Consider the following 20,932-nt stretch of genomic DNA (forward strand, 5'->3'; position numbering starts at 1 on the left):
TTATGAAAATCAGTAAAATCAGTTTTAAAAATATCCACTCGCTTCGCGGAGAGCATCATATTGATTTTTTATCAGGACCTTTGGCTGAAAGCGGACTTTTTGCTATTACCGGACCCACGGGATCTGGAAAATCGACCTTGCTGGATGTTATTACTTTGGCCTTATACAACAAAGTGCCCAGAATAGGAGCCATCAGCAAATCTGTTATTGATGGCGAAGGTGGCATTATGACACGGAATGCAAGGGATTGTTACGCGGAAGTGGAGTATATCGTCAACGGAAAATCATACCGATCGCATTGGTCTATAGAACGGAATCGCAACAACAACCTCAATGATCGGAAGCAGGAGATTATTGATGTTGCTACAGGCGACATTATTGAAAGTGGCAAATCTTCAGTGCCCACTAAAAATGAAGAACTGATAGGGCTTAGCTATGATCAGTTTGTAAAAGCGATGGTCCTGTCGCAAGGAGAATTTAGTAAATTGTTAAAATCGCCACGGGATAAACGCAATCAATTATTGGAGGATATTACGGGCGCGAAAGACTATAGAGCCATTGGGATAGCGGTATTTAAGAAGTTTAAAAATGCAACAGAAATTACCAAAGCGCAGGAGATAAGGCTGGGCGAAATTGAACTCCTCCCAGAGGAAGCAAAGAAGGATTTCATTGCTCAGGAAGCCACATTAACCAAAGCCAAAATTACCCAAAAGAAAGAACTTGATTCTTTAAAAGTAGAGATTGAACATCAGAAGGGGATTAGGAAACATCATAATATTTTAAATACGAACGAAAGCTCGCAAAAGGAATTATCGATAGCTATTGAAAACTTCAAAGAGGAGGTAGGCGTTTTAGAAAAGCATTCAAAATATGTGGGTCATGCAAAACTGATTTCTGATTTTGAACAAAAGGATAAGGAACTCAAAGAAACCACAGAAGAATTTACCCGTCAGAAAACAAATGAAACCCGAGTTTTAAAAGATAAAGATATCTTACTAGGAGAAGCTGCCGGGCTTTTAGGAAGGAAAGCAGAACCTGAAAGTTATACTGACAGTTTAGAAAACCTACGCAAAGCCGTAAGTAATTTGAAGGAGCAGGAAACGCTGGCAATTACCGCAGCAAAACTTCATGAAGAGCACATCAAAAAGATGCTTCTGGATATAAACAGGGATTCAGAAAGAATTCGGTTTGACCAGGAGCCTGAGGTTTTTATAAAGACGATTCAACCCGTTGAGGACAGAATCGAGAAATTCCTGAAAACAACCACAATTGAGAATGACGAGGAATTGGTTGAAAAGGAAGCACATGCAAAGACAAAATCATCTCTGATAAGTGATTTAAAAATTGTGTTTACCCAGTACAATTCAGAAATGAAAACCAAAGGCTTAAAAGATGCCGAGTTGATAGTCAGTAAACAGCTGGTTGAAAAGTATGCTGCACTTCTAAAGACATTGGAAGAAGAACTCAAAGCATTGGAAATAGACCTTACTAAACTCACCAAAGAAGAGGAGGATCGCAAAAAACATCAAAGTTTGGAGGCGCATCGAAGTGTCTTGGTTGATGGCAAAGCATGTCCGCTTTGTGGCGCGCTAGACCATCCTTTTGCTGCAAACAATCCATTTTTTGACTTAAAGGAAGACGCTTTGAAGTCTAAAAAAGAATTGCTGACCGCCAAACGCGATTTGAAAGTTTCAACGCAAACCAACCTGGATAACGAACAGAAAAAAAGTACTGTTTTAAGTCGGGATATCAATGCGATTAGTGAGACTATCAAACCACAGCTTAAAGAAATTGAAAAACTTTGTAATTCCCTTCAAGTTAAAACGGTGCAAGATACTGATGCTATTACTGCTTTAGAAAAAATGGTATCCAGTGAATTGCAAGGTATTGAACAGATAAAAAAAGCGTTTGAATTAAGAAAATTACTAGTGAACTTAAATCAAACAACCGAACAGTGGATTATAAGCTCCGATTTGAAAATGAAAAAAGAAGCGGAAAGGAAACAACTGTATGATGGCGATGATATCGATAGAAAAGTTCAAACCTTGAACTCCAAATGGTCTGCAAATATTCAAAATATAGGCCATGCCAGTAAATTGGTTTCAACTTTAATAGTACGACTTGAGGACATTTCGAAAGAACGAAATGCGATTGAAAAACAATTGCTTGAGATTCTCAAAAGCGAGAATATTGAAACCGTATCACATTTAAAAGCATTTATACTCCCGGAAGTAAAAGCAGAAGCCATCCGTCAAAAAAGGAATGCGCTACAATTAAAACAAGAGCGATTAAAAATCGAAAAAGAGAACGCCCTTAAGGAGATTGAACACTTCAAAAAACTGGTGACCACCGCTGAACCTATCGCTGCACTGGAATCTAAATACCAAAAACTGGATGAGGAATTTGGTAGTTTGAGTGAAAAAATCGGAACTATTAAAGCCAAACTGGATGCCGATAAAAAGGCTAAAGAAAAGCAAGAAGCGCTGCTGACTACATTAAAAGCCTTAAAAAAAGAAGAATCGTTGTGGAAAACCATGAATGGATTGATAGGTGATGCCAACGGGAAACGATTTTCAAACTTTGTTCAGGATCTTACTCTTGAACAGTTGATTGGCTACACCAATTTAAGATTAAAAGAATTGAGTGATCGGTACATTCTTGATATTCCTACGGCAGATGAAGCTGATAAAAACGACAGTTTAAAAGTGTTTGATTGCCATCAGGGAGATGCCAGAAGATCGATAAACACCCTGTCTGGCGGCGAAACGTTTATGGTGAGTTTGGCGATGGCTTTTGCCTTATCTGACTTGGCCGCTAAAAACGTCAAAATCGAATCCATTTTTATCGATGAAGGCTTTGGCACTTTAGATCCTGAAACCTTAAATCAGGCCATCACTATATTGGAGAAAATGCAAAATGAAGGTGATAAATCTATTGGGGTCATTTCACATGTGGAGGCTTTGAAAGATCGGATTTCTACGCAAATACGATTGGAAAAAATGGGTTCTGGCTATAGCACGATTGAAATTATATAAATTAAGAATGCCATCAAAAAAAGAATGTATTGGCCTTGATATGGGCTCTACGTTTTAGGACACCATAAATTCTGATAAATAATTCAAAATAACTTTGGAAATAAAGGCGTAATTCAAGTTCTTACACGATTAAAATTTAGCATCCAATGGATAACTTACTTACCTTTTCAATTACCGTATTTACGGGCTTTTTTGCGATAACCAATCCCATATCAAACATGACTGTTTTTTTATCCCTAACCCAAGGTGCGGACGAAAGAACAAAAAGAGACATTAATAAAAGAGCAAATATTATTGCGTTTATCATTGTAACCGTGTTTGTCTTACTGGGCAAATATATTTTTGAATTGTTCAATATCAGTATCCCTGCATTTAAAATTACAGGAGGCATCCTAATCTTATACATTGGTTTTGACATGTTGCAATCAAAAAAATCCAATATAAAAAACATTAAAGATGTACATATTGATGAAAATATTGCGGTCTCGCCATTAGCCATTCCTATTTTGGCTGGTCCAGGCACGATTGTGACGGCGATGAATTTTGTATCCAATGCGCAAACTTTACAAATATTTTTGGTGATCGCTATTTTTGGGTCTATGAGTTTATTGACTTATATCACGTTTAGATTGAGCAAGTACATTGTTAAACTAGTGGGTTACAATGTGATTTCTGTAATTGGGAAAATTATGGGATTAATTATTGCGATAATAGGAACAGGGATGATCATAGAAGGAATTAAAATCTCCTTTAATTTAATGCAATAATAAATGTTGCAGGATAAAGTTGAGAACCTTAAAGTATTTTTATGGGATAAATTGGATTCAACTTTTTCGAGCGGCAGATTTCTATTTAAGACATTGAATGGGTGCCACCTGACTGCGGATTTTTAAAGACTTTTGATATGATCAAATCTGTCATCTTCATAGAGTAAGCAAAATTTTCAACTTTATTAACTGGGTTTTTATCTACAGTAAAATGACCCTATTACAATCCAAACCATCAAAACCAATAGGGATACTTTCAAATCAAGTCTAAAAATTTTCCCATTGAAAAGCATCCTTAAAAAAACTAAAATATTCCAACTAATAAAACAAAAAAAAGACGCTCATTGAGCGTCTTTAAATACTATTCACTAACGAACAACTTCTAAAATAGTGAGAAGTCAAACGTGTCGTAATGTCCTAGTCATTCACAATAAAGGCATGAATTACCCCAGGAATCCATCCAATTAAGGTAAGGATCACACTGATTAGGAAGGTGCCGCCCAAGCCGTGCTTTGTAAAAACGGCCAATGGTGGTAAAAGAATATTTAGTATAATTGTTATTAGTGACATAATTTATATGTTTTAAATATTAGTAAAATAATGATATTTGATTAAGTGCTTTGCAACCTTTGTAATGCATTTATAAGTTACAGTCCTTAATACTTGAAAATTCTAAAGGTATCTTGAGTTAAAAAGATTTTAGTGAACGTCATGTTCTCTTTCCTCTTCGCCAATGGTGCGCACTGGAGAACCTGTTGCCCCTCCAAAACATGCAGCTAAGGCACCCAAAAGGAACATTACAAATGCAATAATACTTGCCGTAGCTGCAGCATCAGCAGCCTTGTCGCTATACTTTATTGCTTTCTGTTTTGCCTGGGCATAGTACATTTCAGCTTTATCAGCAGCGGTCTCAATTTTTTTGTCCCACTTGTTGATCATTCCATCAATTTCAGATTCAGTAAGCCCAGTGTTTTCAGTCAGGTAGTTTTTGATGTCTTCTTTATTAAGAAAATCTTTATCGCCATCAACGCTGATATCCAAATCGCCATTATCGTCTAGATCAAAGGAAAGATCATTAAAAAATGCATCGATGTTCTGGTCTAAGTTTAAATCATTAAAGGCCGTTGTGGCATCTTGTTTAGCTTCATTCATCACTTCCGTTGTATTCTCAGAAGCATCGTCAGGAAGCACATTATATTTTTCGCCTTTTTTGACCAACTGAATAATGTTTCTTTTGATAGCGTCATAAGACAGTGAGGTTTGGTCTTCCCCTTTTTGGTTCGCTTTGTCAAGTATTACCTTAACGGTTTCGTTTTGAGAACCTCCAAACACACCTGATATTGTGCTGGATACGCCGTTGACCATAGAACCAACAGCAGAGGTTATCATTAGAAATGAAATTACAGCGTATAGGGCCCAGGCTAAAAACCCGTGGAGGCCTCCATCCTTTTGTGAAGGAAAGCCTGACATGCGTCCTGCAACCATCCCGCCTACAAATAAAGCAGCAAGATTGGAGAGCGCCAACCAAATTAACGTTCCGGTGCCAAGTCCTTTAAAAGTATCGTTTGCTGACATAGGGTCAATAGTAGACAAGCCAATGCCAAGACCCAACAAGTTGAGCATGGTAACAACGGCCAAAGCAGTCAAAGCGCCCGCAATGATCGCGCCCCATGATATTCTGGAGATTTTGTCGGTTACCGTGTCATAAGGTGTGTAAGGTGTTTTCATAATTTTATGGTTTTTAAATTTTTTTCAAGATACACCACTTGATTTTCAATTAGTTGCTCTATTCCATCAAATATTGAAGCAATACCTATTTGATGTCTCTTTTAGCTGTACGTGTATCTTTGTGCAATGAGAGAAGATGTTTAGAAAAGCCGACGTATAACATAAGGAAAGACCAGAAGGCAAAGGTGCTAAAGAGAAGCTGCCTCTGGCTAAAATCATAAGGAGATAGGCATGCCAACTGGATTGGGATAATAGGACGTGAAAAAATCAGTTAGCTTTTTATGCGAAAAGTAGTATGTAACTAAAAGGGAGTAGCACGTGTTTGTGAATTCTGTTCTTTATTGGTCTCAAATGGAATCAAAACTATGTACTTTAGTGCATTTAGCTTTAGCTTCTAAAAATGTTTTCCCACCAATTTCACAAATTTTCACGAAACCGTCGTTATCTAATAACGCACGCAATGAGATACTATTTATTTCACTAATTCAACAGACCTTCAGTCTATTTAAAAAAACCTATGGACTTGAAGTCCATAGTGGTTTAGTTGGTTTAGAAATCTTGAACCATTTTTATTTCAGCACATTTGTGACTTCAGGTAAAATCGAATGGTCACTAATGCATACAGAATCAGAATTGATGAGAGCTATGTTATGGACAGGTATAACTGTTTGATTACCTACAGTAATTTCGTTTAACTTATTCTCTGCTTCATTCTTGCAGTAATTCAAAATCTAGAACTAAATTGGCAAGCCAACAATCAAAAAAAAATTATTAGGAATGATCAGTCTTCTTCCTTAGCAATCACCCTTAAAATGCAATTGTGCCGTTCCTGATCTGAATTCAATATGTTCTTTCTTCTTATCTATTTTTTGCAAGTTCCAACTGTCGTTCATTTCTGGTAATCCAGTGATATTAAGTACTAAGGTAATGTTAGCTCCCGATCCTGAGGTTACCCAAGTTCCATTATATGTATTTGTTTCATGAACTACCTTTAAGGTGCCATCATTAAAGAATTCAATCTCATAGTCATCCTCTTTTTCTATAAGATAGTTATTATTTCGCTTTAACCTTTCTATCTCCCATTCATCGCAGCTAACCAAAAGAGTCTGGAGCTCATTTGTAGAGCAAGAATCACAATCATCATTAAAGTCAATATCATCATCTTCATCACAAGTGTTATCTGCCTGTGCAATTGTAGCTTCCAATTCATCAACATTTGCAGTGGTTTGCGTGTTGCCATCTGCAAAAAGTATGGTCACTGGAAAATTGATCGTGGCTGCGGCGTACGTATTTAAATCTTCAATAAAATTATACATTTCCTTATCATTGTTGATAGGGATGGAATTGATCGCTTCTGTTTTTTCATTAAAAAAGGAGATTGTAACGGGATATATGAAATCTAAACATTCAATGTCATCATCTTCCTCATTTTCTCCAGCACAATTGAGGGAAAGTGTTGTCAATTCAGAATCAGAGTTGACCACCATAGTGGTGAAATCAGTAAATATTACTGTGATAGGGTAAGAAATAACAATAGTATCTACGTCACTATTTGACAAATCAATGATGTTTTTAATATCTCCATAATCGTCTTTGTCGTTTATGTCACGAACTAGTCCATTAACTGTTACGGTTACGGGCAATTGCACTTTTAAACAACTGGCCTTATCTATAATATTATCTTCAGAACCGTCAAGCGTTGCAACCCGCGCCATTAAATTGGCCACCGTTGAGTTTGCTTTTAAAGTTATAGCTGTATCTGGATCTATACTTAAATCGTCTTCTGTTCTACATGAAAATACCAAGACTAAAAATGTAAGGCCTAAAAGGATGTTTCTTTTATTGATTTGGGGTTTCATAAGCGTTGCTTTCAATACAGGTGGTTAGTTTGGTTTTGAGTTCTTTATTCGTAACAGGCTAACTAGTTTTAAACCTTATGTTCTACGCCAGTTTTTAGAGACTCAAAAATGCTCATTTTATTTCAATCAACACAAAAAGCTGTGTCAATTTATATTTTATTTATCTCACAACACCCTCATATTTTTCAAAAAGAGGCGCTGAAATAATTCAGAGGATCAATCAAGCGGTATAAAGGTATTCCAAACGCTCTAATGACGATTTCAATTCCCCTTGACGAAACCTGTTATTCGGGTTTTTTAATACAGCCTGAGAAAGAGATATCACTTTTGTGCGATGATAGTCAATTTCTTTCAATTTCACTTGGTTCACAATCTCATTTATATTTGGTTGAAAGTTATCTGATTTTAATTTCAACGCGCATAATACTTGGTTTAAATTTGAGTTCATGACATTGAGGTTTTAAGGGATTATATAATTAAAACAACTCAATTAAACAATGTCCCAAGAAAAATCATCTTTTTTTTATATATCTTTCTTTTTTGAAATATTAAAGCTCCATACATGCCAAAATCATTGCATCACGACATCTGTGATAAATTCCGCTTTTCAAAATTGTATGATACATATGCTCAAAGTTTAGGGAATATCCTTCTTTATAAATACGGTGATTTATTAAACCCAACCGACAAGGTGCAAGAAGCTTTTATAAAGCTTTGGGAGAACTGCTCTAAAGTTACCCCAGAAAGTGTAAAGTCTTATTTGTACACTACCGCCAACAATATGATGCTAAATGAAGTGAAACATCAAAAAGTGGTTTTTAAATATCAGCAAGTAAAGCCACAAGATTACGACAATGAATCTCCCGAATTTATTTTGCGAAAAAAAGAATTTCTGGAACGGTTTGAGCGCGTTCTATCGCAATTGGAGGAGGAGGAAAGAGTCGCTTTTTTACTCAATAAGGTAGATGGTAAAACGCATAAAGAAGTAGCTGAAATTTTGGGTATAACAAAAAAGGTAGCTGAACATAGAATATATGGAGCATTTAAAAAGCTGAAAAATCAATTGGAAGAACTTAATTGAAAATAGTTTTGGGACAATTTGATTTTCAGTTGTTTTAATAATATAACAGCATATCATGGAAGAAGAATATTTAGTTAAAAAGTGGTTGAGTAATGAATTATCTGAAGCAGAGGAACAGTCCTTTAAAGCTTTGGAGGACGCTCACCTGTTTGAAGAAATTATTCAAGAAGCGCAACGATTTAGAGGCGATGAACAGGCTAAAGTTGCATCGTTTAGCGCTTTGGAACCGCTATTGGAAAGCAAAAATAAAGTGCGTTCCATCAACTGGATAGGTACTGCTTCAAAAATAGCCGCTATTTTTGTTATCGGTATTGCCATCTATTATTTTATGGATAAGAATAGTATGGAATCCTTTACAACCACATTGGCTCAAAAAGAAATGATCACCCTGCCAGATCATTCAAAAGTCAATCTGAATCAGTCATCTCATTTAGAATATAATGCAGCCGATTGGGATGAAAACCGAAGCCTAAAACTTACAGGTGAGGCTTATTTTGATGTTGAAAAAGGAAAGCGTTTTAATGTTGTCACTGACCAAGGTATTGTAAGTGTTTTAGGAACTGAATTTAACGTGCTTTCAAGAGATGGGATGTTTAAGGTGTCCTGTTATGAAGGATTAGTGCAGGTTTCTTATGGGAATCAGGAAGTTGAATTACCAGCGGGTACAGAATTTGTAGTAACAGCAGGCAGTTCTAAAAAAATTGCCATTGTAGTTGCTGAACCATCTTGGGTCAAGGGCTTGAGTGTTTTTGAAAATGTGCCTGTAGCTGATGTATTTAACGAGTTGGAAAAACAATATCATGTTTCAGTCAGCTATGATTCTGACATTAAACTAAACTTTACTGGTGCCTTTGAACATAATAATCTTGAAAATGCTTTGAAATCAATTACACAACCCGTTAATTTAACCTTTAAAATTATAAACACTAAAGAGGTTATCATAACTAATGTCAATAAAAAGTAAGTATTCCCTATCTATTTTAATATGTCTACTATCATACTTTTCATTTCAAGGACAAGAAAAAAGACCAGAAACTTCCAATTACGGAAGTATTGGGCACCATTTCTACCTTACATCAAGTCAGTTTTAATTATGAGAGTAATTTTCTAACTGATATTAAAGTCTATCCACCAGCAGATAATTTAGACTTATCTGCTAAAATCAGCCTTCTTGAAAAACAGACCAATTTTGTTTTTGACCAAGTAAGTGCTGCAATTATCACAATTTCCAATCCTATAAAAGTTTGCGGGTATATAATCGATGCAAGCGCACAGCAACCCCTTTTAGGAGCAACAATTACCGGTACCTCTGCATATGCGGTGAGCGATGAAAATGGCTATTTTGAGCTCGTGTTAAAATCTTCCAAAGAACTTTTGACTATAAGGTATATTGGATTTAAAACTATTGAACGTCAAGTAAAATTTTTCAATTCAGGACAGTGTGACCCAATAAATATGTTGGAACAGCAGGAGTTGATCAATGCAGTTTTAATTGAGGGCTATTTGGTAAAGGGGATTGATAAGAACAAAGATTGGAGTACTTCAATCGACTATAGCAAATTTACCCTTCTCCCTGGTTTAATTGAATCTGATGTGCTTCAAACCGTTCAAGCTTTGCCAAGCATCTTAAGTGTTGATGAAACAGTGTCCAATATAAATATCAGAGGGGGCACCAACGACCAAAACCTGATGCTTTGGGACGGTATTAAAATGTACCAAACTGGACATTTTTTTGGCCTCATTTCCAGTTTTAATCCTCATATGACACAGGTGGCCACAGTTATAAATAACGGCACTGATGTGGCGCTAACAGACGGGGTTTCAGGCACCATTAACATGCAAACTGAACAAAAGATAGATTCAAAATTTGGAGGAATTTTTGGTCTGAATTTTTTAAATGCTGAATTGTTTTCAAACATTCCCATCGGCAAAAAGTCGTCGTTGCAAGTGGCCTCAAGAAAGTCTTTGGATGAACTTGTAAGAACGCCCACTTATGACGTGTATTTTGATAGAGTGACACAGGATACTGAAGCTCAGGAAAACGTTGCGGAAGTAACCAGTTCAAATCAAGAATTCAACTTCTATGATACCTCCTTAAGATGGTTATACAATCCTACAGACAAAGATTTTTTGAGGCTTAACTTTATACTTATAAGCAACGAGTTGAGTTTTAATGAAACCGTTGCTGAGGATAGTATTTTGAGGATCAGACAAAGTAATGTAGCGCAAAATAGTATGGCTGTCGGGTTTGATTATAAAAGACAATGGAACGACAGACTTTCTTCCACGCTTAACATTTACAACAGTGATTATAAATTACAGGCACAGAATGCAGATGTTTTGGCAATGCAACTTTTTCTTCAAAAAAACAGTGTTTCAGAAACGAATATCAAATTTGAAAATGTATATAGTCAAGACCTATGGCAATTTAAACTCGGTTATAGTTTTATTGAAACAGAAGTCATCAACCTTAATGATATTGATTTGCCAAGATATGTGAGACGTGATGAGGAAATTGTTAGGGAACACGGCGCTTTCACTCAAGCCTGGTATACAAATGCCAATAGAGATTTTTCAGTGCGGGCAGGCGTGCGTGCCAATTATATTACTAAGTTTGAGAAACTGATACTTGAACCTCGATTAAGTGTTCGGAAAGCTATAGGAGATCATCTTGAACTTGAAGTGCTTGGAGAATTTAAACACCAAAACACCTCTCAGATTGTTAATTTTCAAAATGATTTTTTGGGAATTGAAAAAAGACGATGGCAGCTAACGGATAATGATAGTATCCCTATTATAGAAAGCAAACAGGCATCTATGGGGTTGATATACAAAAATGATGGATGGCTATTGGATGTTCATGCATACTACAAAACTGTGGATGGTATAACAACCCAAAGCCAAAGTTTTACTACAAAGTATGAATTTGAGAAAGAAAAGGGCAATTATGATGCCTATGGTTTTGAGTTGTTATTCAGGAAGAAGCTGAACAAGATCAGTAGTTGGTTAAGTTATTCTTACCTCAATAACGCTTATACTTTTGCAACGCTTAAGGAAATAGAATTTCCTAATAATTTTGATATTACCCATTCCATCACTTTGGGCAGTACTTACAGCAATAAAGATTGGGACATATCGGCAGGAGTCAATTATAGGACGGGTAAGCCTACTTCAATTCCCGTATCTGAAAATGAAGTGATGAACGACGTTATAAATTTTGATAGAGCAAACAATAACAGAATACAGGATTACTTGAGACTAGATGCTTCTGCCATTTATAAGTTTAGAATAAGTGACTCTTTTAATTCAGAAATTGGAGCTTCCGTTTGGAATATTTCCAACAGGGAAAATACCATTAATAACTATTTTAAAATCAATGAGGATGATAGGGTAGATCAATTTTCAAGGTTTTCATTAGGGCTGACTACTAATGCCGTAGTGCGTATTTACTTTTAATCACTTATTGTTAGCTGTTTTATAAACACCTAGGAAGTAGCTCCAACTCATTCATAAAAACACTCAGTGGAACTCTCAATCATGGCTTGTTTTATAATCTCCAAAACATTGGCAAACACTGAATTCTCTCATGTTCTGTAGAATTAATCTTAGGTAGCGGTTTGTAACTTTTTAGTAAGATTTAGTGTTGATTTAGTGAGTATCATTAAATGCATATTTTATAAAACGGTTTTTTGATCCCATAAATTCTGTAACCACACTTTATGGCATCAAATCTTCTCGGTTTGTGCGTAATTTTTAAACGCTATGCGCCATTATGCTTATTGAGTTCATTTAATTAGGTATTGAAGTAACACTAGCTTGTTGAACGTCTTAATTTTACGGTCTAAATACATTCTCATACCTTCTAATTTCTTTTCCATTTTAGATAGGATCTAAGTTGGATGTATTAATAAACTTACTCGCTATGGATTTTACAATATTTTGGGATTCGGTTTCAGAAAAACTTTTTGACTTAAGCTGGAAGGATTTCTTTCTCATTATGCTTACCTCTGTTGGAATTTATATGGCAGTTATTTTCTATACTCGAATTTTCGGAAAGCGAAGTTTTTCAAAAATGTCAAGTTTTGATTTTGCGATGACCATAGCAGTGGGATCCATCATGGCAACTACAGTCCTCTCAGAAACCGTAAGCTTATTGGAGGGTGCTGCCGGACTCTTGTTTATTTATGCACTACAGTTATTTGCAGCCTATTTTCGGCGCTATAAGTGGTTCAGGAAACTGATTGATAATACCCCAACCTTAGTGATGGACGGGCCTGTAATGCTTAGAGAAAACATGAAGGCCGTTAGGATTACGGAAGGCGACGTCCGGGCTAAATTGCGAGAAGCTAATGTTATAAAATTATCAGAAGTAAAGGCGGTCATTTTTGAAACTACTGGTACTTTGGTGGTTATACACAAAGACAATGATGAGGCTATTGAGGACTGGATTTTAAAAGATGTACGACGATAAACTAAAATATTCATAGATACTGTTATGAAATCAATAGATGCTAATACGATAGAAACAGATTACAGGAACTTTATAATCAAGCAGAAACATCCATGCATCATGGCCAATACTGTTTTTGCTTTAGAGAAGTACCATCTCAAAATTTATGATTCCATCACATCCAAAGAGAATATCCCTTCCATCCTTAATGATATAGAAGCCTATTTAGACCAGTATGATTTTGACTCCAATGATTTTGAGTCGCTGTTATTTTGCTTTAAAAATGATCACTTTAAAACAGAAAAGGCCTTTGGGCAGCACCTATGGCAATTTTTACAGAGCTTACACAATAATGATACAGAAACCTGGGATCCTCGTGTAAGTGCTGATCCCAACAGCTCAAATTTTAGTTTTAGTTTAAAGGGCCGAGCCTTTTATATTGTGGGCTTACACCCAAAAAGTTCTCGAATGGCAAGAAGCGCACCCTATTGCACCGTTGTGTTCAATTTACATTGGCAGTTTGAAAAATTAAGGGAAATGGGGACTTACCAAACCGTAAAAAAAAGAATTAGACGACGCGATAAAAAATTGCAGGGCTCTATAAATCCAGTACTTCGCGACTTTGGTAAAGATACCGAAGCAAAACAATACAGTGGAAGGGCAGTAGACAGTGATTGGAAGTGCCCGTTTCATCCTAAAAAAGAGAAGATATGAATGCGATACATATTATAGCGCCCCAATCTGGAGCCGCTTTTGAATTAAAGAAAGGTGATGTGCTTACCGTAATTGATCCTATGGGCCAACAAGTAAGTGATATGGTGCTGTTCAATAAAGAAGATTTAAAAGAACGCATATCGTCTGGTAAAACTATGGACTTTGAAGAAAGCATCTTGCTCACTAAAGGCAATTTCTTGTGGAGCAATCGGTCCAATAAAATGATGGAGATACGAGATGACACCAATGGACGCAATGATTTTCTTTTGGCGCCTTGCAGCCCAGAAACTTTTCAAATTATGTATGACAATCCGACCTATCACCCGAGTTGTCTTGAAAATTTACATCGTAATTTAATGTCATATGGCATTGAGTTGGATGATATTCCTACGGCCTTCAACATTTTTATGAATGTAAAATTTGATGAAAAAGGAAAGCTAAGCGTCTTACCACCTACAAGCAAACCAGGGGACCTGGTCAGATTTAAGGCAGAAATGGACTTGATAGTTGGTCTGACAGCCTGCTCTGCCGAAGATTCTAATGGCGGAACTTTTAAGCCCATTCATTATATTATTACTGACGGAAATGGATTTTTAACTGAACAATCTTAATTATCTAGATAAATCCATCCATAAGCCTTCAATGATAAGATCAAAATTTTCAGTGGACGTTCTATAATAAGAAACTTATTCAGGTGATCTGATAACGTCATCCCAAGTCCACCCATCATTTCTTACATACCCTCGAATTTTTTTTCTACGTTCTTCAACATTCTTCAATTCAAATTGAGGTTTGGACAATACTTTGTGGGCAAATTCTTTGGGCAGTTTATCTTTGTAATCAAACGGAGGAACTTCATCAGCTTCAATAACGAAGTTTGAATCAAGACGTTCGTAAAAATTATTCAATGTAGCTCCTAAAATTTCCCAATGAAAATTTTTTGATGAATCGTCAATATTATATAATTTTTGAATCAGCACAACTTCATCTAATGTAGCTAATTTGAGCGGGAGTGCGTACCTTCTATCATTTGAATGGAAATAATGTAAGATGGGATAGGCCAAATGTCTTTCACCGTGCTTTACTAAGATACTCTCTAAATTTGTAAAGCGCTGATAAAGCGGACTGAAATCTTTGCCATCATAGCCGTTTTCGATTATAGCTTGTGGCGTAGAGCCTAACATAGTAATCTGCACGGCCAAAGTTCTTTTGTCAATTACCGATTGCAGTACGGGTAATAGATACGAAATGCCCAAACTTATAAATATCATAGAATTTAATCCCATGATGTTAGACACAATTTGCCAAACTTCACTTCCTGCCCTATAATCACCATTGCCCAGAGATGTCAGTGTATACCCTACAAAATAAATTTTACCGATAACCGTAGCTTGGGTATCAGTTTCAGTGTTCATGACTGAAGCGCTATCTGACATATAAATGAGACTATAACCCAGCCAAATCAGAGAAATCCACATAAATAGAAAGAACAGCAAAATCATGGGGCCGCACAGATCCAGCAATTTGCTTCTGCCATTGCCTTTTGAAAGCTTATAAAATAAGCTCCAAATAGTTTTTGAGACAAAGTTGGTCAAAAAACCAGCGCCATTGATATAGATAATGGTTTTAAAAATATCAACCAAAACCAAGACTTGAATCCCTATCCCTAATACCAATAATGCTATATTCACAGTCTAACCTATATGTATTGAAAATTATTGTATGTTCAAATTTACCTCACCAATAATTTTATTATGAAGCTAATGTAATGTTGAAAATTCACGGGGTTATTCCAGAGCGCTCTAGATGAATTTTTTAATTGCTGCTAGTTCTCAAATTAATGCTAGGTCTCAATTTGAGGATTTTGCTTTTTCTTCTTTTTACCCTTTAGCAATTGATAGGTCAAAAATCCAAATTGCAAACCAACAAATATAATTTTGGCTTTTCTATTTCGCACAAGTGCAGAGGCCGCTTTTAAAAGTAGTGTCGTTTTCATGTGTGTGTTGTGGATTTACAACCCTGATTAATAATCTTTTAATTTGCCCTTGCGCTTTCTCAATTGACGTTCCAAATCGTTGATAGATTCTGAAATGGCATCCCTAAAATTGTCATGACTTGCCTCAGCAAACAATCTTGGTCCTGGGAGGCTCAATCTGATATTACATATTTTTCCGGTCTCGTCTGAAGTGGTGTTTTCCAACTTAAAAAATACATCCGCTCTTATGACCATGTCATATTTTTCAACCAGTTGCTCCAACTTTTCTTTGGCAAATTCTTCTAATGGTTGGCTGCCTTCTACATCGTCATATTCAAATATTACTTGCATAGTTTTATGATTTTTATGGTGTTACATTATATAATTACTGGGAATTGAAAGTTGATGGTTACACTTCACCATCCAATTGATACCAAATTTGTCCGTACATCTTCCAAAATAGCCCCATTCCCATTCCATGAAGGTATGGTGTACTTGCCCGCCACTTGAAAGTTCACTGAAAACATGTGCTGCCTCTTCCATATCATTAAGTTCAGCGCTCATATGAATTTGGTTCCCGGGTTTTAGGGGAGTGTTTGCAGATATATCATAGGCCATTAACAGTAAGTGCCGTCCTTTCAATTCTGCATGTTGCAGTTTATGGCCAAAGGATGACGGGACATTGGTATCATTATCATAGTAAGTTTGACGGTTTATGATGTCGGCGTTCAAGATCTCACTATAATATTCAAGTGCTTGCTGGCAATTACCTCTAAATGCCAAATATGCTTGTACCTTCATAATTTAAGGTTTTGTCCCAAATTAAGACTTATGCAAATTAAAATCAGACCCGATGCCAAAATTTTTTGATGCTAATAAGAAATGTGTCCAAAATAAACGTGTTTTAGATAAGTCTATTAAATTTTACTTTGTTTTTTTTCATAGCATTTGACGTTTAGTTGTTAGTCTAATACGTTTTGGTATTGGACAACTTCTCACCTGTATTATATAGTTGATTACTAAGGGTATGTCCACCAAGCTTCATACACATCCTTTTATTTTTACGGCAAAAATTCTTTTTTTTGGATCATCAGCTCAGCGTTTTTGATGATACCTTGCAGTAATATTAACTTTAAAATTAGCATTATGAAAAAATTATCTATTCATGTAATGGCTGTATTATCACTTGTATTGGTTTACAGTTGCGGTCCAAAAATTACATCATCAACAAGCACTCAAAAAGATTTGAGTAACTATAAAACCTATGCCTACCTGCCTAACAGCAATGCTGAAGCGCCTGAAACTGTACAACAATCAGAAGATGTGGGTAAAAATATCGTGCAGGCCATAAATCGCAATATGCAAAATGCGGGCTATACCTTAGACAGAGATAATCCTGATTTATTGGTCATTGTCAACACCAATTATGATAAGGAGACCAACGTTGTAGTAGATAGGGAATATAACAACGCCTACTACCCGTATACGTCTTCTGCATTACCAGTAAATAGATATTATGACTCTTACTATTATAGCGGGTATAATTCTTACAATAACATTGTAGATTATGATGTCAACTTACGCACCCATACCAATGCCGGAATGGTCATAAATGTTGTGGATCGTGAAACGAAAAATATTTTATGGACCGGAACTGCGAAAAATTTCGACATATACCAGCAAAACGCCTCCCAGGAAGTTTCAGAGTCTGTTGACAATGTATTTAAAAAATATCCTACTGTTTCGCAATAATGAACACGTTGCTAAAGTATTAGCGTCAATATAAATGACATTTAAGCACGTGTTTTGCATCTTCATTCTATAACTTTAAAGAGTTATGATTTCAAACCGTGTTGGTTTGTTACAACGTGAACTGTTAAAGAAACAGTGTTTCGATGGGCATGACATATAAACTTTAAAATTTAAAACTATGAGTACGATTAAAAAAATGATGATACCAGTATTGGCTTTTAGCCTTTTGATGAGTTGTGACTTTAATAAAACGGATAAGGGAGAACTACCAGAAGTGGACGTTGATGTTGATGCTGAGGCTGGCGAGTTGCCGGAATACGATGTGGATTGGGCAGAAGTCAATGTGGGTACCAGGACAGATACTGTTGAGGTTCCAAAAGTGGTCGTGGTCATGGAAGAAGAAGAAGTTGAAGTCCCTTATTTGGATATTGATATGCCAAATGAAGGAGAAAAAGAAGAACGCACGCTGATGGTGGAAGCCGAAGTTACGGGTGAAGAATCAACAATAGAAATCAAGGAGATTTGGGCGACTGGAAAAAAATTGATTGTCATTTCTGAACTTAGATCGACTGGAAAAAGTATTGGCGATAAAAATATGCGTGTTTCTGATCAAGTGACAATAAATGCACCTGAACTTGACGTGAGATATTATGTGGTGGGAGAAAGACCTGATAGGCTATTTAACAGACAACATAGATATATTGGAAATGCTTCTGATATAAAAGATGAGATAGGAGACTATAAAGTTATCTATTCAAAATAAATTTTTTGGTTGGTTGAAAAATGGTTCTGGATATATTTTTTTTCGGAACCATTTTTTTCCAAACACAAACTTAAACACAAACAATTAACTTAAAACAATAAATTATGGCAGAGATAGAAATTAAAAAAAAGACACCAATATGGCCTTGGATTGTAGGAATTTTGGCAGTTTTGGCAATCTTGTATTTCATATTCCTTTATGGAGATGATGATGTAGATGCAGATGACGTAACAAACGATGTAGAAATGGTAACTGATGACGTTAGTAATTCAGATTACGAAACTTCAAATCCATTCTCTGAAACGGCAGTGTCTGCAATTTCAGGATACCAAATGTTTATCGCTAAGGAACCTGAAATGGGCCTTGAGCATCAATATACGCATACTGCGCTAAACAAACTGATTGACGCTACAGAAGCTGTGGCAAACACGTTAAGTGTTGACATAACAGCCGAATTGGAAACGGCGCGTGAAAATTCAGATTTTGTTACAAAGGACACCTATGATGTGGATCATGCAGATAAAATCAATAATGCAGGAAATATTATTGTACAAGCCTTGGACAAAATACAGAATGAAAAATTTCCCGATTTGGAGGAAAGCAGTACCGAACTTCAAAACTCAGTAACCAATATTCAACCAGCAACACAAACGCTCGAGCAAAAGGCAGCGGTGAAGAATTTCTTTGAAAAGGCAGGAGATCTATTAACAAACATGAAAAACAATTAAATTATGGACACAGATAAAGAAAAAAATATATTCTATCTCGAAGAACTCTCAGACTACGAGGTTGCCGACAGCGACAAAGATGTGCGTGGTTGGGAAGTAAAAGATAAAGACGGAAGAGTTGTAGGGGAAGTCGACAATATGCTCGTCAACAAAAATACTGAGCGCGTGGTGTATTTAGATATTGAAGTTGATCCATCCATTATTGAGGCCAATCATAAACCTTACAATATTAGAGAAAAAGGTGGCGTTCATGGTTTTCTGAATGAAGATGGTGAAAACCACTTGATCCTCCCAATTGGGTTGGCTCACCTCAATCTGGACAACAAAATTGTATCTACAGACAACATCAATCATGACACCTTTGCTGAAACGAAACGGATAAAAAAGGGCGCTCCAATTGATCGAGACTATGAAGTCATCATTTTAGACTCCTATGTGCGAAGTGATGAAGCTAAGAACTATCCAAAATACGATCAGTTTTATGATAATGCTGCATTTGAGCAACATTAATTTTACAACTAAACATAATGTTACAAACCCGAATTTTCTAATTCGGGTTTTTTAGTGGAACTAATCTAAAAAAAAGTTGCATGACTATGGTTTGAAGTAATCATTCGCTAGAGAGACTTTCCTTCACTATTTGGATGGATTCGATTCGTGTTGATGTGTCATCATTTGATAGGCCATAGCGCAAAACCATATCAATACAATCAAAACGACGCCGCGTTCATAAGCGCCTTCATAAGCTTCAGAAATGATCAAAAAACCAGAACAGGCCATCAGAAATGAAATGCCAATACCAATGCTTCCATAGTACCAATTGGTATTGATTTTCTTGAACGCTATGCCAATGAGAATTGTACTACTCAAATAGAGAAGTCCTATAACGACTGACAGAACTATATGAATTGTTGTTCCTGGTGTTCCGGCAAATTGATTAAATTCAGCAAGCACCACTATACATATGCCCATAATACCCAAAAGAAAAGCTCCCAATTTCAGCATGGTAGAATTGGACCTCCACACATAAAGCGCCATACCACCAAGTAATATTCCTATTCCAAAAACAGTAAGACCAATATCTTGTATATAGGCATATTTGCCATGTGCCAGTTGGCTAATGGTCTGCCGTACAGGATTGTGGTCTTCAACCACCATGATGCCTACAACATCTGCCACTATGGTACTTAAACTACCGATGACTAAAGCGATCCCGCCATATTTTAATACCTCGTGTTTGTATTTCATTTTGAAAAGAATACTAGTATCAAACCAATTTTAATCCTGAAAGATAAAGTTTTTATATAAAACAAAAACAACTTGCCGTCGTGTATCAAGAATTTGGATGAAACTTCTATTTTTCGTTAAGAATAGGTCAACATATGCTCTTGATAACAAATAATGAGTGTTAAAATGACGTCAATTGGTAACGGTATAAATTCTTCGTTAAACATATCTTATTTTTCGACTCATGACAACATCCGAAATTCTTCTAATAGTAGAAATTTTTTTTAATGGGGTAAAAATTAAATTATTAGCAACCAAAAATGATCTATATATATAATAAATTACATTATATGATTACTGGCAGATTAAGCTCCAATAATTTTCCGATAAAGCAATACAATGGAAGAAAAAAGCAATACGAACAAAAAAGACGAGAAAGCAATCATTTCCATTCATGAAGAAAAAATGGACCTCTCGAAAGAAGTTGTGGAAAAAAGAAAAATCACCATTCATAAAACGGTGAATACGGAAATAGTCAGGCACGATGTACCGCTTTTACATGATCATGTTAAAATTGAACATATACCGGTCAATAAAGAGGTTACTGAAATCCCCAAGATTAGAGAGACGGGTAATGTAACCATTATTCCAATTATAGAAGAGGTTGCCGTAATTACAAAAAAAATAATGCTTGTTAAGGAAATACATATTACCAAAGAGCAAATTGAAACACTAGAACACATTGAAACGGCATTGCGCAGTGAAAGTGTCACCATTGACAAAAAAGATGTGCAACCAAAGAAAAATAATTACCGAAATTCCAAATAGTTTGGAATAGATATCAATAAATAAA

The 20,932-nt window shown here is 36.0% G+C and carries 23 protein-coding genes; 14 read left to right on the forward strand and 9 right to left on the reverse strand.

Going from position 1 to position 20,932, the window contains the following annotated elements; genetic code table 11:
* Positions 1 to 2: 2 nt before the first annotated feature.
* Complete coding sequence (locus A9996_RS06725) at positions 3 to 3,035, forward strand: AAA family ATPase (protein WP_066432537.1); 3,033 nt, start codon at positions 3 to 5, stop codon at positions 3,033 to 3,035.
* A 146-nt stretch (positions 3,036 to 3,181) separates the two neighbouring features.
* On the forward strand, positions 3,182 to 3,802 hold the full coding sequence (locus A9996_RS06730; RefSeq protein WP_066432538.1) for a MarC family protein: 621 nt from the start codon (positions 3,182 to 3,184) through the stop codon (positions 3,800 to 3,802).
* 417 nt (positions 3,803 to 4,219) lie between these two features.
* On the opposite strand, the gene A9996_RS19540 is transcribed toward A9996_RS06730, so the two are convergent.
* Both A9996_RS19540 and A9996_RS06735 read right to left on the reverse strand, forming a co-directional pair.
* Positions 4,220 to 4,372 (reverse strand): YqaE/Pmp3 family membrane protein, encoded by a 153-nt coding sequence (locus tag A9996_RS19540; protein WP_083993873.1) that lies wholly within the window; start codon positions 4,370 to 4,372, stop codon positions 4,220 to 4,222.
* A gap of 129 nt (positions 4,373 to 4,501) precedes the next feature.
* The gene (locus tag A9996_RS06735; RefSeq protein WP_066432541.1) at positions 4,502 to 5,530 is read right to left on the reverse strand and encodes a TIGR04086 family membrane protein; all 1,029 of its coding nucleotides are present in this window, start codon (positions 5,528 to 5,530) and stop codon (positions 4,502 to 4,504) included.
* A 351-nt stretch (positions 5,531 to 5,881) separates the two neighbouring features.
* Between A9996_RS06735 and A9996_RS06740 the strand changes: the two genes are divergently transcribed.
* Complete coding sequence (locus A9996_RS06740; protein ID WP_066432542.1) at positions 5,882 to 6,202, forward strand: hypothetical protein; 321 nt, start codon at positions 5,882 to 5,884, stop codon at positions 6,200 to 6,202.
* A 122-nt stretch (positions 6,203 to 6,324) separates the two neighbouring features.
* Here the strand turns inward: A9996_RS06740 and A9996_RS06745 are convergent, their stop codons facing one another.
* Together A9996_RS06745 and A9996_RS06750 are read right to left on the reverse strand one after the other, a co-directional pair.
* The gene (locus A9996_RS06745; protein WP_066432545.1) at positions 6,325 to 7,389 is read right to left on the reverse strand and encodes a hypothetical protein; all 1,065 of its coding nucleotides are present in this window, start codon (positions 7,387 to 7,389) and stop codon (positions 6,325 to 6,327) included.
* Positions 7,390 to 7,609: 220 nt separating this feature from the next.
* Positions 7,610 to 7,837, reverse strand: a complete 228-nt coding sequence (locus tag A9996_RS06750; RefSeq protein ID WP_066432546.1) for a hypothetical protein — start codon at positions 7,835 to 7,837, stop codon at positions 7,610 to 7,612.
* Positions 7,838 to 7,951: 114 nt separating this feature from the next.
* On the opposite strand from A9996_RS06750, the gene A9996_RS06755 reads away from it, so the two are divergent.
* From A9996_RS06755 to A9996_RS06780, 6 genes are all read left to right on the forward strand, one after another.
* On the forward strand, positions 7,952 to 8,470 hold the full coding sequence (locus A9996_RS06755; protein WP_066432549.1) for an RNA polymerase sigma factor: 519 nt from the start codon (positions 7,952 to 7,954) through the stop codon (positions 8,468 to 8,470).
* Positions 8,471 to 8,525: 55 nt separating this feature from the next.
* On the forward strand, positions 8,526 to 9,434 hold the full coding sequence (locus A9996_RS06760; protein ID WP_066432551.1) for a FecR family protein: 909 nt from the start codon (positions 8,526 to 8,528) through the stop codon (positions 9,432 to 9,434).
* Positions 9,435 to 9,523: 89 nt separating this feature from the next.
* Complete coding sequence (locus tag A9996_RS06765; protein ID WP_157487188.1) at positions 9,524 to 11,926, forward strand: TonB-dependent receptor; 2,403 nt, start codon at positions 9,524 to 9,526, stop codon at positions 11,924 to 11,926.
* A gap of 466 nt (positions 11,927 to 12,392) precedes the next feature.
* Entirely contained in the window at positions 12,393 to 12,941 is a 549-nt protein-coding gene (locus tag A9996_RS06770) for a DUF421 domain-containing protein (protein WP_083993874.1), read from the forward strand.
* 24 nt (positions 12,942 to 12,965) lie between these two features.
* On the forward strand, positions 12,966 to 13,634 hold the full coding sequence (gene gntA / locus A9996_RS06775) for a guanitoxin biosynthesis heme-dependent pre-guanitoxin N-hydroxylase GntA (protein WP_066432554.1): 669 nt from the start codon (positions 12,966 to 12,968) through the stop codon (positions 13,632 to 13,634).
* Positions 13,631 to 14,245 carry a DUF1989 domain-containing protein gene (locus A9996_RS06780; RefSeq protein ID WP_066432555.1) on the forward strand — a complete coding sequence of 205 codons (615 nt, stop codon included), beginning with the start codon at positions 13,631 to 13,633 and terminating at the stop codon, positions 14,243 to 14,245. Before gntA ends, A9996_RS06780 begins: the two co-directional genes overlap by 4 nt.
* A 75-nt stretch (positions 14,246 to 14,320) precedes the next feature.
* Here A9996_RS06780 and A9996_RS06785 read toward each other — a convergent pair whose 3' ends face one another.
* The 4 genes from A9996_RS06785 to A9996_RS06795 all read right to left on the reverse strand — a co-directional run bounded on the left by A9996_RS06785 (position 14,321) and on the right by A9996_RS06795 (position 16,410).
* Positions 14,321 to 15,325, reverse strand: a complete 1,005-nt coding sequence (locus A9996_RS06785; protein ID WP_066432556.1) for an ion channel — start codon at positions 15,323 to 15,325, stop codon at positions 14,321 to 14,323.
* A 152-nt stretch (positions 15,326 to 15,477) separates the two neighbouring features.
* Positions 15,478 to 15,630, reverse strand: a complete 153-nt coding sequence (locus tag A9996_RS19840; protein ID WP_157487189.1) for a hypothetical protein — start codon at positions 15,628 to 15,630, stop codon at positions 15,478 to 15,480.
* A 27-nt stretch (positions 15,631 to 15,657) separates the two neighbouring features.
* On the reverse strand, positions 15,658 to 15,960 hold the full coding sequence (gene hpf / locus A9996_RS06790; RefSeq protein ID WP_066432557.1) for a ribosome hibernation-promoting factor, HPF/YfiA family: 303 nt from the start codon (positions 15,958 to 15,960) through the stop codon (positions 15,658 to 15,660).
* A gap of 21 nt (positions 15,961 to 15,981) precedes the next feature.
* Positions 15,982 to 16,410 carry a VOC family protein gene (locus A9996_RS06795; RefSeq protein ID WP_066432559.1) on the reverse strand — a complete coding sequence of 143 codons (429 nt, stop codon included), beginning with the start codon at positions 16,408 to 16,410 and terminating at the stop codon, positions 15,982 to 15,984.
* Between the two features lie 345 nt (positions 16,411 to 16,755).
* Here A9996_RS06795 and A9996_RS06800 point away from each other — a divergent pair, with 345 nt between their 5' ends.
* The 4 genes from A9996_RS06800 to A9996_RS06815 all read left to right on the forward strand — a co-directional run bounded on the left by A9996_RS06800 (position 16,756) and on the right by A9996_RS06815 (position 19,362).
* On the forward strand, positions 16,756 to 17,361 hold the full coding sequence (locus tag A9996_RS06800; RefSeq protein ID WP_066432560.1) for a DUF4136 domain-containing protein: 606 nt from the start codon (positions 16,756 to 16,758) through the stop codon (positions 17,359 to 17,361).
* A gap of 178 nt (positions 17,362 to 17,539) precedes the next feature.
* Complete coding sequence (locus A9996_RS06805; protein WP_245905242.1) at positions 17,540 to 18,124, forward strand: hypothetical protein; 585 nt, start codon at positions 17,540 to 17,542, stop codon at positions 18,122 to 18,124.
* Between the two features lie 104 nt (positions 18,125 to 18,228).
* The gene (locus A9996_RS06810; RefSeq protein WP_066432562.1) at positions 18,229 to 18,852 is read left to right on the forward strand and encodes a hypothetical protein; all 624 of its coding nucleotides are present in this window, start codon (positions 18,229 to 18,231) and stop codon (positions 18,850 to 18,852) included.
* Between the two features lie 3 nt (positions 18,853 to 18,855).
* A complete protein-coding gene (locus A9996_RS06815) occupies positions 18,856 to 19,362 on the forward strand; it encodes a PRC-barrel domain-containing protein (RefSeq protein ID WP_066432564.1) in 507 nt (168 codons plus the stop codon).
* Positions 19,363 to 19,488: 126 nt separating this feature from the next.
* On the opposite strand, the gene A9996_RS06820 is transcribed toward A9996_RS06815, so the two are convergent.
* Positions 19,489 to 20,100 carry a DUF998 domain-containing protein gene (locus tag A9996_RS06820; RefSeq protein WP_066432565.1) on the reverse strand — a complete coding sequence of 204 codons (612 nt, stop codon included), beginning with the start codon at positions 20,098 to 20,100 and terminating at the stop codon, positions 19,489 to 19,491.
* Between the two features lie 378 nt (positions 20,101 to 20,478).
* Here A9996_RS06820 and A9996_RS06825 point away from each other — a divergent pair, with 378 nt between their 5' ends.
* A complete protein-coding gene (locus tag A9996_RS06825) occupies positions 20,479 to 20,907 on the forward strand; it encodes a YsnF/AvaK domain-containing protein (RefSeq protein ID WP_066432567.1) in 429 nt (142 codons plus the stop codon).
* Positions 20,908 to 20,932: the final 25 nt, after the last annotated feature.

Origin of the sequence: Gelidibacter algens (assembly GCF_001678675.1) — a bacterium.
Classification (GTDB): Bacteria; Bacteroidota; Bacteroidia; order Flavobacteriales; family Flavobacteriaceae; genus Gelidibacter; species Gelidibacter algens.